Origin of the sequence: Streptacidiphilus fuscans (assembly GCF_015690355.1) — a bacterium.
In the GTDB taxonomy this organism is placed as follows: domain Bacteria; phylum Actinomycetota; class Actinomycetes; order Streptomycetales; family Streptomycetaceae; genus Streptacidiphilus; species Streptacidiphilus fuscans.
Genome location: NZ_JADPRT010000003.1, coordinates 492,537 through 508,122, shown reverse-complemented (window position 1 = coordinate 508,122; position 15,586 = coordinate 492,537). Strand labels below are relative to the sequence as shown.

General features: G+C 71.0%; 13 protein-coding genes. 4 read left to right on the top strand and 9 right to left on the bottom strand.

What is annotated here, in order from left to right:
- Window positions 1-283 precede the first annotated feature (283 nt).
- A complete protein-coding gene (locus I2501_RS40545; RefSeq protein ID WP_196193414.1) occupies window positions 284-1,360 on the top strand; it encodes a helix-turn-helix transcriptional regulator in 1,077 nt (358 codons plus the stop codon).
- A gap of 198 nt (window positions 1,361-1,558) precedes the next feature.
- Entirely contained in the window at window positions 1,559-2,086 is a 528-nt protein-coding gene (locus I2501_RS09485; protein WP_196193413.1) for a TIR domain-containing protein, read from the top strand.
- Window positions 2,087-2,088: 2 nt separating this feature from the next.
- On the opposite strand, the gene I2501_RS09480 is transcribed toward I2501_RS09485, so the two are convergent.
- On the bottom strand, window positions 2,089-3,213 hold the full coding sequence (locus I2501_RS09480) for a TDT family transporter (protein WP_196193412.1): 1,125 nt from the start codon (window positions 3,211-3,213) through the stop codon (window positions 2,089-2,091).
- Between the two features lie 70 nt (window positions 3,214-3,283).
- Between I2501_RS09480 and I2501_RS09475 the strand changes: the two genes are divergently transcribed.
- The gene (locus tag I2501_RS09475; protein ID WP_196193411.1) at window positions 3,284-4,267 is read left to right on the top strand and encodes a LysR family transcriptional regulator; all 984 of its coding nucleotides are present in this window, start codon (window positions 3,284-3,286) and stop codon (window positions 4,265-4,267) included.
- A gap of 8 nt (window positions 4,268-4,275) precedes the next feature.
- Here I2501_RS09475 and I2501_RS09470 read toward each other — a convergent pair whose 3' ends face one another.
- Window positions 4,276-5,568, bottom strand: a complete 1,293-nt coding sequence (locus I2501_RS09470) for an MFS transporter (RefSeq protein WP_328806292.1) — start codon at window positions 5,566-5,568, stop codon at window positions 4,276-4,278.
- A gap of 167 nt (window positions 5,569-5,735) precedes the next feature.
- The gene (locus I2501_RS09465) at window positions 5,736-6,527 is read right to left on the bottom strand and encodes a carbon-nitrogen family hydrolase (RefSeq protein ID WP_196193409.1); all 792 of its coding nucleotides are present in this window, start codon (window positions 6,525-6,527) and stop codon (window positions 5,736-5,738) included.
- 129 nt (window positions 6,528-6,656) lie between these two features.
- Between I2501_RS09465 and I2501_RS09460 the strand changes: the two genes are divergently transcribed.
- On the top strand, window positions 6,657-7,484 hold the full coding sequence (locus I2501_RS09460; RefSeq protein WP_196193408.1) for a maleylpyruvate isomerase family mycothiol-dependent enzyme: 828 nt from the start codon (window positions 6,657-6,659) through the stop codon (window positions 7,482-7,484).
- A 122-nt stretch (window positions 7,485-7,606) separates the two neighbouring features.
- On the opposite strand, the gene I2501_RS09455 is transcribed toward I2501_RS09460, so the two are convergent.
- The 6 genes from I2501_RS09455 to pdhA all read right to left on the bottom strand — a co-directional run bounded on the left by I2501_RS09455 (window position 7,607) and on the right by pdhA (window position 15,441).
- A complete protein-coding gene (locus I2501_RS09455) occupies window positions 7,607-9,052 on the bottom strand; it encodes an MFS transporter (RefSeq protein ID WP_196193407.1) in 1,446 nt (481 codons plus the stop codon).
- 114 nt (window positions 9,053-9,166) lie between these two features.
- Complete coding sequence (locus I2501_RS09450) at window positions 9,167-10,270, bottom strand: trypsin-like serine peptidase (protein WP_196193406.1); 1,104 nt, start codon at window positions 10,268-10,270, stop codon at window positions 9,167-9,169.
- A 138-nt stretch (window positions 10,271-10,408) separates the two neighbouring features.
- Entirely contained in the window at window positions 10,409-11,530 is a 1,122-nt protein-coding gene (locus tag I2501_RS09445; protein WP_196193405.1) for a M64 family metallopeptidase, read from the bottom strand.
- Between the two features lie 310 nt (window positions 11,531-11,840).
- On the bottom strand, window positions 11,841-13,310 hold the full coding sequence (locus I2501_RS09440) for a dihydrolipoamide acetyltransferase family protein (RefSeq protein ID WP_196193404.1): 1,470 nt from the start codon (window positions 13,308-13,310) through the stop codon (window positions 11,841-11,843).
- A gap of 18 nt (window positions 13,311-13,328) precedes the next feature.
- Window positions 13,329-14,312, bottom strand: coding sequence for an alpha-ketoacid dehydrogenase subunit beta (locus I2501_RS09435; protein WP_196193403.1), 984 nt, complete (start codon window positions 14,310-14,312; stop codon window positions 13,329-13,331).
- A gap of 1 nt (window position 14,313) precedes the next feature.
- Window positions 14,314-15,441 (bottom strand): pyruvate dehydrogenase (acetyl-transferring) E1 component subunit alpha, encoded by a 1,128-nt coding sequence (gene pdhA / locus I2501_RS09430; RefSeq protein WP_196193402.1) that lies wholly within the window; start codon window positions 15,439-15,441, stop codon window positions 14,314-14,316.
- Window positions 15,442-15,586: the final 145 nt, after the last annotated feature.

Sequence of the window (15,586 nt, the reverse complement as noted above, 5' to 3'; positions counted from 1 at the left end):
AGGGTTGCGCGGCCACCGCGTTGGACCCTGCACCGTTCCAGATCGTGTCCGCCGAGGCAGCCCCGGCCCCCGCAAGGAGGACCACTGCGCTGAGCGACAGCGCCAGGACAGCCAGACGTACACGGCGGGCGGAACGCATGAGACCACTTCCTTTCGAGCATGGGTCACTGGACAACGTTGACCCTAGGCCAATGTGCTTGCTTCGAGTCGGTTCCCCCGTGACCGTCATGCATCACAATGAAGCACGTACGCAAAGCCACCTGGTGTTCGATACTGGCAACAAGTGGCCGGTCTTGAAGTGGCCAGAGAAGATTTCGGGGTCAATGTGGACGATTCGACGACAACGGGTTCGCTGCTCCCTCCCGAGCTGACCCCGTCAGCGGTCACCGTCTACCGCAGGGCTCTGGTGGACGGGGAGTTCAGATACGACAGCGCAGCCAAGGCCACCGGGCTCGAACACGATGAGCTCACGGAGTGCCGAGACACCTTGGTGGCCTGTCGCCTTCTCCAGGTCTCGGCCGAGGATTCCAACGTCCTGATACCCGTCAACCCGGAGTTGGCGGCCGCCCGGCTCGCCGAGCCGCTGGAGTCGACGATACGGACCTACCGCGACGCCATGGAGATCACTCGGGAGCGCCTGCTCCAGCTGATGCCCGCATATCTGGGGCGCACGGTTTCCAACCCGGTGGAGGGTGGTCTGGAAATCGTCTCCGAGGCGGCCGAAGTGCAGTTCCTGGTCAACCAGGCGCTCGACACCTGCTCCAAGGAAATGTTGATCGTACAGCCCGGCGGATTCCGGGACCCGGCACTGTTGCAGACCGCGCTCCCCACCAACTTGGCGGCGGTCAATCGCGGAGTTCGTGTTCGAGTCCTTTACCAGCACACCACACGCACGCAGTTGAGCATGCGCTCCTACGTGTCGACCATGGTCGAGGCCGGTGCCCAGATCCGCACCGCCGACCAGCTTGCCGAGCGGATGTTCATCTTCGACCGTGAGGTCGCCTTCATCCCCAAGCGCAGCAACCCGCACCAGGCTCCGGGTGCGGTCATCGTCCGCGAGCCGGTGCTCATTTCCTTTCTCTGCACCCTCTTCGACCAGTTCTGGGTCAGCGCCGTCCCGTTCATCACCGAGGGCCCCGGCTACCAGGGTGTGTCCGGTGACCTCCGGCTGGCGGTCCTCGACCTGCTGGCCCAGGGCCTCAAGGACGAGGTGGTCGCCAAGCGGTTGGGCATGTCGGTCCGGACCTGCCGCCGTCACATCGCCTCCATCATGCAGGAGCTCGGTGCGGAGAGCCGCTTCGAAGCAGGCGTCAAAGCAGCCCAGATGGGCCTGCTGACCAGCACCGCCGTCGACAGCTGACGCATGGTCGTGCCACTGGGAGGCAACTTGCTGTCACAGGGGCCGCGTAGACGCTCACTCGTGGCCCCCGGCACCATCGATACATCCCCCAAGGGCCGCCGGCCGGCGCCTGATCCTCCACACCAGACCGATGAGACAAGTATCCGGCAACGTACGGGATTTGACTCGCTCTGGTCAACTTTTCAATCGGAGCTGATCATGACTGAGCTGTCCGACGTCGAGATCGCCGCAGACGCACGCCGCACCGTGCGCGTGTTCCTCGCCGCGCCGTCCCTGCGCCTGACCGGACCGGCCGACGGCGTCTTCAGCCTGGCCCTGCGCGGCCGGATAAACGCCGTGCGCGAGGCCCTTCTGGACTGCGGTGTCAGCGTGTTCAGCACGCACCACGACGACGTCTGGACGACCCGCGGTGTCGGAACCGGCATGCGCGTCCCGTCCGCGTTCCGTGCCATGCAGTCGGCGGACCTGGCCATCGCCTACGTCGGCTCGCCGCTCTCCGCGGGCGTCGGCATGGAGCTGGGCTGGGCCACCGCGCTGCGCAAGCCGGTGGTGCTGCTGGTGGACAAGGCCGTCGCGCACAGCCCGATGATCAGCACCCTCGAAGAGGTCTCGCCGGTGCTTCCGCTGGAGTTCGACACCAGCTGGACCGACCAGCAGCTGCGCCACACCATCCTGACCGCGCTGGACTGGGCCGACACCTCGGTCGCCTACCCCGAGGCGTCCTGACCTCAGCCGCGCAGGAACGTCGGCAGCGCTCGGGCCGTGCGCACCGCCGCCACGGCCCAGGCCGACACCAGGAGCACGTACAGCGCCACCTGTACGACCGCGAAGGCGGTGAGCCCGGTGCGGGCGTAGAGCCCTGCGGCGCCGGTGACGCAGGTGCCCACCGGGAAGGTGTACGCCCACCAGGTCATGGCGAACGGCATCCCCTTGCGCAGGCCGTGGACCGTCGCCGCGCCCGCCACCGCCAGCCAGAGCAGCGCGAAGCCGAACACCGGCACGCCGTACAGCAGCGCGAAGCCGCCGAGCGGAGCGCCGAGCGCCGCCGGGCCGTGCGCGGCGAACTGGGTCACGGCGGTGACCGACTGGCCGAGCGGGCCGAGCACCAGGAACAGCGTGGGGATCAACGCGGGCGGCAGCGGCCCGTCGTGGGCGAGCCGGGCGAAGAGCGTCGGCAGCAGCATCAGCACCGCGACCAGGCTGAGGCCGAACATCGCGATACAGGCGAAGAGCATCGTCAACTGCGCCTGCCCGACCGGCAGATGCGGGATCAGCGCCGGGCCGAGCGCCGCGGAGACCATCGGCGCGACCACCGGCAGCAGCCAGGTCGGCGCAGCGTCCGCCCGGGCCACGTCGTAGTGCATGGCCAGCCGGTAGAGGACCGTCCCGGCCGCCCAGAGCCCGTAGACCGTCCCCAGCGTCCACAGCACGGCGTCCAGCGCCAGTGCCAGGCCGTGTCCGAGCAGGGGCTCGCCCGCGCCCAGGGCGCCGAAGCCGACGGCCATGAGCGCCATCGGCGGGCAGCCGAGGAAGACCGCGACGGACGGGTCGTCCAGGGGCCGGACCCGAGCGTGGTGCAGTCGGCCCACGAGCCGCGTCCCGGCCAACACCACCAGCCCGGCGAAGCCCAGCGCCCAGAACGCCTGCGCCCACACCTGCGCCCACGCCGTCGAGGCGACGCCCGGCAGGACGTGTGCGCCGTTGGCGACGATGGCGGTGCCCATCACCGCCGCGTACCAGTTCGGTCCGAAGCGGCCGGCCGCCGCGACGAAGGGGTGACGGGTGACAGGGTGCGGCGCGTCGGGCCGTCTGGTGAATCGGCTGGTGAGCGGCTGGGTGAGCGTGGTGGTCATGTCTCCACCGTCGTTCCTGCGCGTCGCCGCCGGTAGGGATCAATCCCCGATGGGGACATAAGCTGACGCTATGAGCTCGACCCCAGCCACGGCCCCGACCCCAGCCCTGGCCAACATCCCGCTCTCCCCACACGTGCCGGAGCTCGGCGCGCTGGCGCTGCTGCTGGCCGTGGTCCGGCTCGGCAGCCTCGGCCGGGCGGCGGCCGAGCTGGGCATCACCCAGCCTGCCGCCTCGGCCCGGATCGCGGCCATGGAGCGGCAGATCGGCGTCACCCTGCTGGAGCGCTCCCCGCGGGGCTCCCGGCCCACCGAGGCCGGGGCGCTCGTCGCCGAGTGGGCGGCGCAGGTGGTGGGCGCGGCCCAGGCCCTCGACGCCGGGATCTCGGCACTGCGTGAACGCCGGGACGCACGGCTGCGGGTCTCGGCGAGCCTGACCGTCGCGGAGTACCTGATGCCCGGCTGGCTGCTGGCCCTGCACGCGGCGCTGCCCGGAACGGCCGTGACCCTGCGCGCGGCGAACTCGACCGAGGTGGCCGCGCACATCCTCGACGGCGAGGCCGACCTCGGCTTCGTCGAGGGCGTGCGGATCCCGACGGGCCTGGACGGCGTGGTCGTCGCACGCGACCGCCTGCTGGTGCTCGTCTCCCCCACGCACCGGTGGGCGCGGCGGCGCACCCCGCTCTCCCCGGCCGAGGTCGCCTCCACCCCGCTGATCCTGCGCGAGCAGGGAAGCGGCACCCGGGAGGTGCTGGACGCGGCTCTCGCTCCCGCCGGCGGACTGGCCGAGCCACTGCTCACGCTCGCGTCGACGACGGCGCTCAAGTCGGCCGCCACCAGCGGCGCGGGGCCGGCCGTGGTCAGCGAACTCGCGGTGGCCGACGATCTGGCCGCAGGGCGGCTGGTCGCCGTGCCCGTGGCCGACCTGGTGCTGGAACGCCCGCTGCGCGCGGTCTGGCCCAAGGGCGCGAAGCCCAAGGGGCCCGCCCGCGAGCTGCTCTCACTGATCCGGTCGACGCACAACCAGCGCAACGCCCGTACGGATCAGCGGGCCTGACGCTCGGCTCAGCCGGCCTGACTCTCCGGAATGTCCCGCCAGCCGCGCAGCGGCGAGGCGAGCAGCCACAGACCGGTCACAGCGAGGAAGCCGGTAGCGACCCAGAGCGCGGTGCGGAGCCCGAGCCAGGTGCCCACCACACCGCCGAGCAGCGCGCCGAGCGGCATCGTGCTCCAGACCACCCAGCGGATACCGGCGTTGACCCGGCCGAGGATCTCCTTGGGGATGCTCGACTGCCGGTAGGCCATCTGCGCGGTCTGGTAGACGGCGCCGCCCGCGTTGAAGACGCCCCATCCGAGCGAGTACAGGATCAGTCCCACGCCGGGGCCCGCCAACGGCATCAGCAGCGCGAAGGGGGCACAGACGATCAACGACACCCACATCAGCCGGGCGTTGCCCACCCGCGCGGCCAACGGCTTGGCCAGCAGACTGCCGGCGAACCCGCCGAGCACGCCGGTGCCGATCACCACACCCACGAGCGGCCCCGAGGTGTTCAGGCCGCGGACGAGGTAGACCACCTCCAGGCTCCCCACGGCGATGATGCCCAGGTTCGCCGTCGCGGTGCAGCAGATGATCGCCCGCAGCACGGGGTTGCGCCACGCGAAGCGCAGGCCCTCGGTCATCGCCACGCGAAAGCTGACGGGCGCGGTCCGGGTCCGGTCCGGCTCCGGACGCGGGTCCGGCGCTCGCATCAGCACCAGCGTGACGGCGGAGATCACGTAGGAGACCGCGTCCACGGCGACGGCCCGTCCGGCCGTCACCACGCCGGCGAGCAGCGCGCCGAGCGCCGGGCCCGCCGAGTCGGAGGCGGTCTCGGTGGCGTTCAGTTTGCCGTTGCCGTCGACCAGTTGGTCACGCGTCAGCACGTGGGGCAGGTAGCTGAGGTCGGCGATGCCGAAGAAGACGGTGATGCTGCCCACCACCGCGGTGACGACGTAGAGCTGCCAGAGGTGGACGTGCCCGAGGAAGGCGACGACGGGCACCGAACCGATGGCCAGCGCGCACAGGATCTGACACCAGAGCATCAGCCGGCGCTTGCGCAACCGGTCCACCAGGACCCCCGCCGGCAGTGAGAAGACCGCCGCGGGGAGTCGGCGGGCCAGGCTCAGCATGGCGACCTGGAACGTGGTCGCGCCAACACTCTGAACAGCCATCAGCGGTATGAGCAACGTGGAAACGGCCGAACCGAGGTCGCTGGCCGCACCGCCGCCCCAGAGCAGCATGAAGTCACGATGGCGCCACAGCGACGAGCGCGCCTGTGAGGGGAGAGGCGTCGCGAGGGACGCTGTTTTGTCAGGCACTCATCACATTTACCGCAATGTCGTCCGCAGGCCAACCAGAATCCGGTGAGAGCGCGGCTGATCAGTGCGACGTCAGAGGATCATGCGCCAATCTGCCACCACTGGCGTCAGTGGCAATGGTGAACACAGTGACAGCTTCCTGCCACTTCCCACGGTTCCGGTACCGGTCACCACTTCTGACGGTCCCGCAGCACCGGGAACTCCTCGCGCGTGCGGGCGACGACCGACGGGTCGAGGTCGACCGTCAGCACCTCCTCCGAGCTGCCCGACTCACCACCGTTCGCCTCCGCCAGGACCGCGCCCCACGGATCGACCACGACGCTGCGGCCCGCCTGCGGGACGCCCCCGTGGGTGCCCGCGGTGTTGCAGGCCAGGACGAGGGCCTGCTCCTCCACCGCGCGGGCGCGGGCCAGCAGCGCCCAGTGCTCGGCCCGCCGGGCCGGCCACGCCGCCGGGACGACGAACAGCTCCGCGCCTCGGTCCAGCATCGCCCGGAACAGCTCAGGGAAGCGCAGGTCGTAGCAGGTCGCCAGCCCCATCCGCCCGAACGGCGTGTCGACGACGCAGACCTCCTGCCCGGCCGCCATCAGCGCCGCCTCTCCGCTGTCGAAGCCGAAGCGGTGGATCTTGCGGTAGACGGCATGCAGTTCGCCGTCCGGTGCGAAGAGCAGCGAGGTGTTGAACAGCGGCCCGTCGGGGTCGCGTTCCACCATCGACCCGGCGTGCAGCCAGACGTTCGCTTCCTTTGCCGCGGCGGACATCGCCTCCGCGGTCGGCCCGTCCAGCGGCTCCGCGCCCGGCTGCCACGCGTCGTAGGCGAATCCGCCGAGGTTCCACAGCTCCGGCAGCACCACCAGGTCCGCCCCGCGCTGGGCCCGCACCAGCGCGGCCACGCGCGCCCTGCGGTCGTCCACGGACTCCGCTTCGTTGACATCGATCTGGACAAGAGAAGCGCGCACCGTACCACCCACTCCGTCAGGGGCCCTACGATCAAGACCGATCAACACCGGAAAGCGCTGACCTGGGGACAGCAGGCAGCGTAACGTGCCGATAGCGCAATTGGCTGCACCGCCCGAGGGGTCGTGAACGTGACCGACAAGCAGACGGTTCAGGCATACGCCGATGCCTGGACCCAGTCCATCGAGGCCATATCCGAGCTGGTCACCCCGCTCAGTGAGGGAGAGTGGAACCGCCCCACCGAGTGCCCCGGCTGGTCCGTCCGCGACGTGGTCTCCCACGTCATAGGCATGGAGCTGGAGCTGCTGGGCGACCCCCGACCGATCCACACCCTGCCCCGCGACCTGCGGCACGTGGTCGACGAGTTCACCCGCTACTGCGAGGTGCCGGTCGACAAGCGGCGCTGCCACACGGCCCCGGAGATGACCGCGGAGCTGGAGTACACGATCATCCGCAGGTCCCGCGCGCTGCGCGGCACGCGCTACGAGCCGACGGACGAGGTCCGCTGGCCGATGGGCCCGTACAGCCGGGAGATCCCCTACCACCAGCTGCTCCGCACCCGCGTCTTCGACGTCTGGACCCACGAGCAGGACATCCGCAGGGCGCTCCGCGCTCCCGGCGACCTGGACAGCGCGGCAGCGGGCATCACCCGCGACTACCTGGTCGAGCTGCTGCCCCGCGCCGTCGCGAAGCTGGCGGGCGCGCCCGCGGGCTCCACGGTCGTCTTCGACGTCCACGGCGCGCAGGAGTTCATGACCTCCGTCCACGTCGACGAGTCCGGCCGCGGCAGTGTCGACGCCATGGTGCCGCTGGCGCCTGCGGCGCGGTTCAGCATGGACTGGGAGACGTACGCCCGCCTCGCGTGCGGCCGGATCTCCCCGTCGACGGCGGACGTGAAGTCCGAGGGCGACGAGGTGCTGGCGCACCGCATCCTGGACAACTTCTCGGTCACACCCTGAGGACACTTCGACACGGGGGACGTTGCACTCTGCCTGGGGGCGCGGGGCTCCGCTGAATTGCGGCTCCGCCGCGTGGGCGCGAGCAACCACTCACGAGCGGATGGCCCTGCGCGTTCGGGGCTCTACCTCGCAGGGTGGCTTGTCGCGCAGTTCCTCGCGCCCCCAGACAGTGCAACTTCCCGTTCGCGGGCCAGCGCGCGAGCGCGGAGGCGGAGGATCTGGAAGAGCCCCAGCGCCATCGGCGCGTACAGCGTGGCGAACGCCGCGCGGAACGCCGCAGGCGTGTAGTCCGTGCCGCCGCCCGGTGTGGCTAGGTCGAGGACGAAGCCGATCAGGAACAGCGCGATGACCGCGGCGATGAAGCCGCCCATGTTGACGATGCCGGAGGCCGTGCCGACCCGCTCCGGCGGGTTGACCGGGCGGGCGTAGTCGAGGCCGATCAGGGACGCGGGGCCGTTGCTGCCCATCACCACGACCAGGAGCAGCAGCAGCCACAGCGGCACGTGCCCACCGCCGCCCGGCCACAGCAGCACCGCGGCCCAGACCGAACCCGTGCCCAGCACCACCGCGAAGACCGTCGGCGTCCGCAGACCCGGCCTGCGGGACATCAGCTGGCCGAAGAGGACCGCGAAGCCCATGCCGCTGAGGATCACCAGGCTGAGCATCCCGCCCGCCTCCGCGCGGGTCATGCCCTGACTGTTCATCAGGAACGGCATCCCCCACAACAGCAGGAAGCTCGACGCCGGGAACGCCGTGGTGAAGTGCACCCACATGCCCAGCCGGGTGCCCGGCTCCCGCCAGCTCACCCGGATCTGGTCGCGCAGCGAGAAACCCGCCGGACGCGCCGCGCCCCCAGCGCCCCCCGCCGGGCCCCCGCCCGCACGCCGCGCGAACAGCGACTCGCGAGGCGCGCTGTCCGGCGTCTCACGCAGACCGAGGACGACCACGGCCAACACGACCACGCCGAAGAGCGCGGTGGTGCCGAAGGTCGGCGTCCAGCCCGCGCTGTGCAGGACCTGCGAGAGCACCAGCGTGGTGACCAGGTTGCCGATCGTGCCAACCAGGCCGGTCAGCTGGGCGATGAAGGGGTTGCGGAAGGCAGGGAACCAGCGCGCGCCGATCCGCAGCACGCTGACGAAGGTCATCGCGTCGCCGCAGCCCAGCACGCCGCGCGCGAGCAGCGCCGGGGTGAACGAGGTGGCCAGCGCGAAGCCCAGCTGACCGGCCGTGAGCAGCACCAGACCCGCGCTGAGGATCCGGCGCGGGCCGTAGCGGTCGACCAGCAGGCCGACCGGTATCTGCATGCCCGCGTAGACGAGCACCTGCAGGATGGAGAAGGTCGACAGCGCCGACGCGTTGATGCCGAAGCGGGCAGCCGCGTCCAGACCGGCGACGCCGAGGCTGGTCCGGTGCACCACCGCCAGGACGTAGACGGTGACGCCGATGCCCCACGCGGTCCACGCGCCCCGCCCGCCCGGCGGCTCCCGCCGGACGACGACCGGCGCGTCGGCGGCGGTGGTCGCGGTGGCAGGAGGACCGGACGCGGCGGCAGGCTCGGCAGCAGACATGATGCCGACAGCTTAAAGGTAGGACCTTTGGACCTGTTCCTGCCGTCTGGAAAGTGAGACGTACTCCTCAGCCCCGGGATCAACCGGGGATCAGCCGGGCAGGCGACCGTGGGCTCAGTGCGTCTGCGCGTAGGCGAACAGCGAGAAGATCCGGCTGTCGAAGATCGGGCTGTAGCTGATCCAGCTGTTCGGGCCGCCCTCCTCGTAACCGCCGGTCAGGCCGATCAGGTTGCCCGTCGTCCCGTTGAAGTAGGTGATCCACGGACCGCCCGAGGTGCCGCCGTAGAAGCCGGTGCAGTACAGCACCATCTGCCGGTAGCCGGCCAGCTTGCCGGTCCGGTAGTTCGGGCTGCATCGGATGGCCTCGTCGGCCGGGTCCGAGGAAATAGCCGGGTAGCCGAGGGCGGTGACGTAGAGGTAGTAGCTCGACGTGTAGGCGAGGTGGTAGCCGCCGGTCACGTTCTGGATCAGCTGCCCCAGGGAGTTCGGCGCGACCTGGGCGAAGGCGTAGTCGTAGTCGCTCGCGTCGGACTCGCCGCTGCTGTAGTGCGCGTCCTTGAAGACCTTGGTGACCGCCCAGATCCCGTACGGCTGGGTGACCGCGCCGTGCTGGTACTCGGGCACGTAGGCCATCCAGCTGCCGGGGTTGCAGTGGGCGGCCATCACGATCATGTTGTGCCCGGCGCTGTTGACCACGCTGGCGGTGCAGTAGTGCGTGGTGAGGTTGCTCGACCGGTAGACGATGATGCCCGTCTCCGGCGTCCCGCCGAAGTGGTACGAGTGCGCGATCGTGGCCGGGGCCACCACGTTCGGCGTCGAGGTGACCGCGTGGGACGTGGTCGTGGTCGTGGCCGCGGCGTGGACGCCGGAACCGCTGACCTTGGCCGCGACCGCCTCGTCCGGCAGAGCCGCCGCGATGCGCGCTGGAGTCCAGAACTGCGCCGCAGCGGCGGAGTTCCAGGTGGTGGAGGCCACTGCGGCGACGCGCGGCGCAACGGACATACTGCCCGAACCGGGCGCACCGGGCGTCGCGGCAGCGCCGACACCGGCACTGGCGCCTGCGCTCGCACCGGTGCTCGAACTCGCCGCCGGGGTCGACCCGTTGGCGCTGGCGCCGAACGCGGTCGGCGCGACGAACGCACCGGCCACACCCAGCGTGACCAGTCCCGCAAGTGCGGCCTTGATCGCCACGCCCCGACCGCGCTTACGCTCGCCCACTCGGTGTCTCCCCACCCCAGTGCTTACCTGTTCTCACACACTCTCATATGCCTCCCTGTCACCCCCAAGGGTGACTGCAGCCCGTTAGCAGAACTTGACCTTGCCCAGCTCAGGCCTCCACAACCGCCACAACCCTCGCTACGCCGCCACGACCCAGCTGAACGTCCTGCTCATCCGCTGCTGCCGGAAGCCCTCGTCGCGGACCCACGGCGTACGGTCGGTGACGGTGACTCGGACCGTCGCCCGCGCCCCCGACGGCAGCTCCAGCCCCCTGGTGTCGAACGCCAGCCCGCCCTCACCCAGCAGACTCCCGGGCGCCGGCCCGCCGTCGACGGTCCAGCTGACCGTCAGCCGGTTGCCGTCGGCGGGGAGCACGGGCGCGACGCGGAGCGTCGTCCCGACGTCGACCGCGCTGCCGTCGGCGGCGGGTGAGACCGTGTCGACGGGGCTGACGCGACGGTAGAGCGACTCGATGATCGCCTCGCGGGAGGGCAGGTTGTAGGTGGTACCCAGGGTCCGCATGATCGAGTCCTGGGTCGGCCGGTACAGCCCGTTGGCGCTCCGGTACGCGCCGACCACGCCGCCGGTGGGATCCTCCGCGCCCAGCCAGCGCCACCACTTGGCGTGCGTGGCCGCGAGCGTGTCGGCGTCGACGGAGGAGACGTTGGGGAAGTCGCTGTCCCCTCCGGGAGCGGCGTCGTACTCGTCGCCGAGACCGCCGACGGTGTGTCCCATCTCGTGCTGGATGATCAGCCCGGCCCCGCTCGCCCCGGCGGCCAGCGTGGTCACCCCGGTCCCTCCGCCCCCGCCGTACCGGTCGGAGTCGGCCAGCGCGACGACGTACTCGGGCCCGTCCGGCGCCCCGGTGTACCGGGCGACGGCGTCGTCGTCCGCGCAGAGCAGCCGCGGCATGCCCTGGCACCCGAAGTGCATGCCGAGCGGCGAACCGCCGCCGATCCCCGACCGGGGCGACACGAGATCGATCCGCCGCACGTCGAACAGCCCCGCGTAACTCCGGAACGGCTCCACGGAACTGAGTGCCCGCCAGGTGTCCGCGGCCTGCGCGCGGAAGCGCGGGAGCTCGTCGGCGGTGTAGCCGTCCCCGATGAGCACCAACGTGATCCGGTTCGCCGCAGGCCCGTTGTCGACGAGCAGGGCGTCGTCGACGACGCGCGGCTCGGACGCCAACGCGGGCGGCGGAGCGGCGCCCGCGAGGAGAAGGGCGAGGAGCAGCAGGAACACACTCAGGTGACGACGCACGGGGCGGATCGTTTCCGCATGCCGCTCGGCGCTATACGGCTACCCACCAACTTCACCCCCGCGAGTGAGCAACCATGGGCAGATGAGCAAGCACAACAGGGGCGGGGGGGGGGGGGGCGGGGGCGCCCCCCCGGGGGGGGGGGGGCCCGCCCCCCCGCGCCACCCCCCCCGGGGGGGGCGGGGAACTGCGCGAGAAACCACCCTGGGTGGATGGCCCTGCACGCTCGGCGACTCACCACCCTGGGTGGCTTGTCGCGCAGTTCCCCGCGCCCCTAAGTAGTGCAACTACCTGCGGGAGCGTCTGCTCGCCTCACTGCCAGCTGATCAGCCTCTTCGGCTGTTCCAGCACTGCCGCCGTGTCCGCCAGGACCTTGCTGCCCAGTTCGCCGTCGACCATCCGGTGGTCGAACGACAGGGCCAGCGTGGTGACCAGGCGCGGGACGACGCGCCCCTTGTGGACCCACGGGAGTTCCCGGACCTGGCCGAAGGCCAGGATCGCGGCCTCGCCAGGGTTCAGGATCGGGGTGCCGGAGTCGACGCCGAAGACGCCGACGTTGGTGATCGTGACCGTCCCGCCCTGCATCGCCGCAGGCGAGGTCTTGCCCTCGCGGGCCACCTCGATCAGCGAGGTCAGCGCGCCCGCCAGCTCGGGAAGAGCCATGCTGCCAGCGTCCTTGATGTTCGGGACGATCAGGCCGCGCGGCGTCGCCGCGGCGATGCCGAGGTTGATCCGGCGCTTGTGGACGATCTCCTGGTTGGCCTCGTCCCAGCTGGCGTTGACCTCCGGGTGGCGCCGGATGGCGATCAGCAGGGCCTTGGCGACCAGCAGCAGCGGGCTGACCCGGACGCCCGCACCCAGCTCGCCGGTCTCCTTGAGCTCGCGCACCAGCTTCATCGTGCGGGTGACGTCGACCTGGACCCACTCGGTCACGTGCGGCGCGGTGAACGCGGAGCTGACCATCGCCGCCGCGGTCGCCTTGCGCACGCCCTTGATCGGGACCCGGACGTCCTCCTCACCCGAGACGACCGCGACCGGCTCGGCCGCCGCAGCCACCGGGGCCGCAGCAGCAACCGGCGCAGCCGCGGGCGTGGTCGCCGCGCTGACGTGCGCGTGCACGTCCTCGCGGGTGACGTTGCCGTGCGGGCCCGTCGGAGTGACCGCGGCCAGGTCGACGCCCAGGTCCTTGGCCAGCTTCCGCACCGGCGGCTTCGCCAGCGGACGCTCACCGGAGGCAGGGGCGGCCGAAACGGCCGGGGACGCGGGAACAGCCGGGGCCGCCGGAGCAACCGGCGCGGGCGCGGGCGCCGCCGCAGGCGTCGGCTTCGGCGCGTAGTACGTCGCCTCCCCGCCCGCCTGGACCACCGTCGGAGCCGCCGCAGCCGCGGGCTTGCGCGCGCGCCGCTTCGACGAACCCGAGCGCGGGCCGTAGCCGACCAGCACCTCGCGCCGCTCCGGCTCGGCCTCCTCCTCGGCTGCGCCGGCGGCAGCCGCAGGGGCCGCCTCCGCCGGAGCCGCCGCGCCGCCCGCGACGGCGACGCTGATGATCGCCGTGCCGACGTCGACGGTCGTGCCCTCGCCGAAGTACAGCTCCTTCACCACCCCGTCGAACGGGATCGGCAGCTCGACGGCCGCCTTCGCCGTCTCCACCTCGCAGACGACCTGGCCGTCGGTGACCGTGTCACCGGGCTGGACGAACCACTTGAGGATCTCGGCCTCGGTCAGTCCCTCGCCGACATCCGGCATCTTGAACTGACGAACGTTCTCCACCGCAGTGCTCATCGTGCTCTCCATCCCCCGTCAGAAGGCGAGGGCGCGGTCGACGGCGTCGAGCACCCGGTCGAGGTCCGGCAGGTACGTCTCCTCCACCCGGCTCGGCGGGTACGGCGAGAAGTAACCGCCGACCCGGAGCACGGGGGCCTCCAGGGAGTAGAAGCAGCGCTCGGTGATCCGGGCGGCCAGCTCCGAGCCCATGCCCATGAAGACGGGGGCCTCGTGGACCACCACGGCGCGGCCGGTCCGCTGGACCGAGGCCGTGACGGTGTCCATGTCCAGCGGGGACAGCGTCCGCAGGTCGACGACCTCGATCTGGTGGCCGTCCTCGGCGGCGGCCTCGGCCGCCTCCAGGCAGACCTTGACCATCGGACCGTAGGCGATCAGGGTCAGGTCGCGGCCCGGACGCGTCACGCGGGCGGCGTGCAGCGGGGCCGGGGCCTCGCCGAGCGGGTCCACGGATCCCTTGTCCCAGTAGCGGCGCTTCGGCTCCAGGAAGATCACCGGGTCGTCCGAGGCGATCGCCTGACGCAGCATCCAGTGCGCGTCCAGCGGGTTGGACGGCGAGACGACCTTGAGGCCGGCCGTGTGCGCGAAGTACGCCTCGTGCGACTCGCTGTGGTGCTCGACCGCGCCGATGCCGCCGCCGAACGGGATGCGCACGGTGATCGGCAGCTTGATGTGGCCCAGCGCACGGGCGTGCATCTTGGCCAGCTGGGTGACGATCTGGTCGAACGCCGGGTAGACGAAGCCGTCGAACTGGATCTCCACCACCGGGCGGTAACCGCGCAGCGCCAGGCCGATCGCGGTGCCCATGATGCCGGACTCGGCCAGCGGGGTGTCGATGACGCGGCTGTCGCCGAAGTCCTTGTGCAGTCCGTCGGTGACCCGGAAGACGCCGCCGAGACGGCCCACGTCCTCGCCCATGATCAGGGTCTTCGGGTCGGCCTCCAACGAGCGCCGCAGCGCCTCGTTGAGGGCCTTCACCATCGAGTAGTTCTCAGCGGCCATCTCAGCGGCCCTCCCCAACCTCTTCGGAGCCGTCGAACGACGCCGCGTATGCCACGTACTCAGCACGCTCCTCGTCGACGAGCGCGTGGCCCTCGGCGTAGACGTGCTCGAAGATCGAGGTCGGGTCGGGGTCGGGCATGTTGCGGACACCCTCGCGGACGCGGCGGGCCAGCTGCTCGCTCTCCGCCTCGACCGCGTCGAAGAACTCCTGGTCCGCCCAGTCCTCACGGACCAGGTAGGCCTTGACCCGCTCGATCGGGTCCTTGAGCTTCCACTCCTCCAACTCGTCCGCGATCCGGTAGCGGGTCGGGTCGTCGGAGGTGGTGTGGGCGCCCATGCGGTAGGTGAACGCCTCGATCAGCGTCGGACCCTCACCCGCGCGGGCGCGGTCCAGGGCCCAACGGGTGACCGCGAGGCAGGCCAGCACGTCGTTGCCGTCCACCCGGACGCCCGGGAAGCCGAAGCCCGCCGCGCGCTGGTAGAGCGGGACGCGGGTCTGCCGCTCGGTGGGCTCGGAGATGGCCCACTGGTTGTTCTGGCAGAAGAAGACCACCGGGGCGTTGTAGACCGAGGCGAAGGTGAAGGCCTCGCTGACGTCACCCTGGCTGGACGCGCCGTCGCCGAAGTAGGCGACCACGGCGTCGTCGGAGCCGTCCTTGGTGATGCCCATGGCGTAGCCGGTCGCGTGCAGCGTCTGCGAGCCGATGACGATGGTGTAGAGCTGGAAGTTCTTCTCGTTCGGGTCCCAGCCGCCGTGGTTCACGCCACGGAACATCCCGAGCAGGTTCAGCGGGTCGACGCCCTTGCACCAGGCGACGCCGTGCTCGCGGTAGGTCGGGAAGGCGTAGTCGCCCGGACGCTGGGCGCGGCCGGAGCCGACCTGAGCGGCTTCCTGTCCCAGCAGAGAGGCCCAGAGGCCCAGCTCGCCCTGGCGCTGAAGCGCGGTGGCCTCGCCGTCGAAGCGGCGTACCAGGACCAGGTCACGATAGATGGAGCGCAGCTCTTCCGGAGTCGTCTCCAGGGAGAAGCGCGGGTGCGAAACTCGCTCCCCTTCGGGGGTGAGCAGCTGCACCAGCTCCGGGACGGCAGCGGTCGCCGTCCCCGCCGTGCTCTCGACGGTCACGTTCACTCCTCGGTATTTCCGGCCTCCGGGGTTGCCGGCAACCGGTCCGGTCGCCTGCTCCGTGCGTCTTCGCTTGGGGTGGGCGACGACATCGGATCGGCGGAAAGGTGTGCCCTGATCCTCGTTGAGAACGTTACCCAGGGGAAGACCC

Coding starts and splice junctions, on each gene's coding strand:
- I2501_RS09485 (WP_196193413.1), top strand. CDS start 1,559: ATGACTGAGCTGTCCGACGTCGAGATCGCCGCAGACGCACGCCGCACC.
- I2501_RS09455 (WP_196193407.1), bottom strand. CDS start 9,052: ATGTCTGCTGCCGAGCCTGCCGCCGCGTCCGGTCCTCCTGCCACCGCG.
- I2501_RS09435 (WP_196193403.1), bottom strand. CDS start 14,312: ATGGCCGCTGAGAACTACTCGATGGTGAAGGCCCTCAACGAGGCGCTG.
- I2501_RS09480 (WP_196193412.1), bottom strand. CDS start 3,213: ATGACCACCACGCTCACCCAGCCGCTCACCAGCCGATTCACCAGACGG.
- I2501_RS09475 (WP_196193411.1), top strand. CDS start 3,284: ATGAGCTCGACCCCAGCCACGGCCCCGACCCCAGCCCTGGCCAACATC.
- I2501_RS09440 (WP_196193404.1), bottom strand. CDS start 13,310: ATGAGCACTGCGGTGGAGAACGTTCGTCAGTTCAAGATGCCGGATGTC.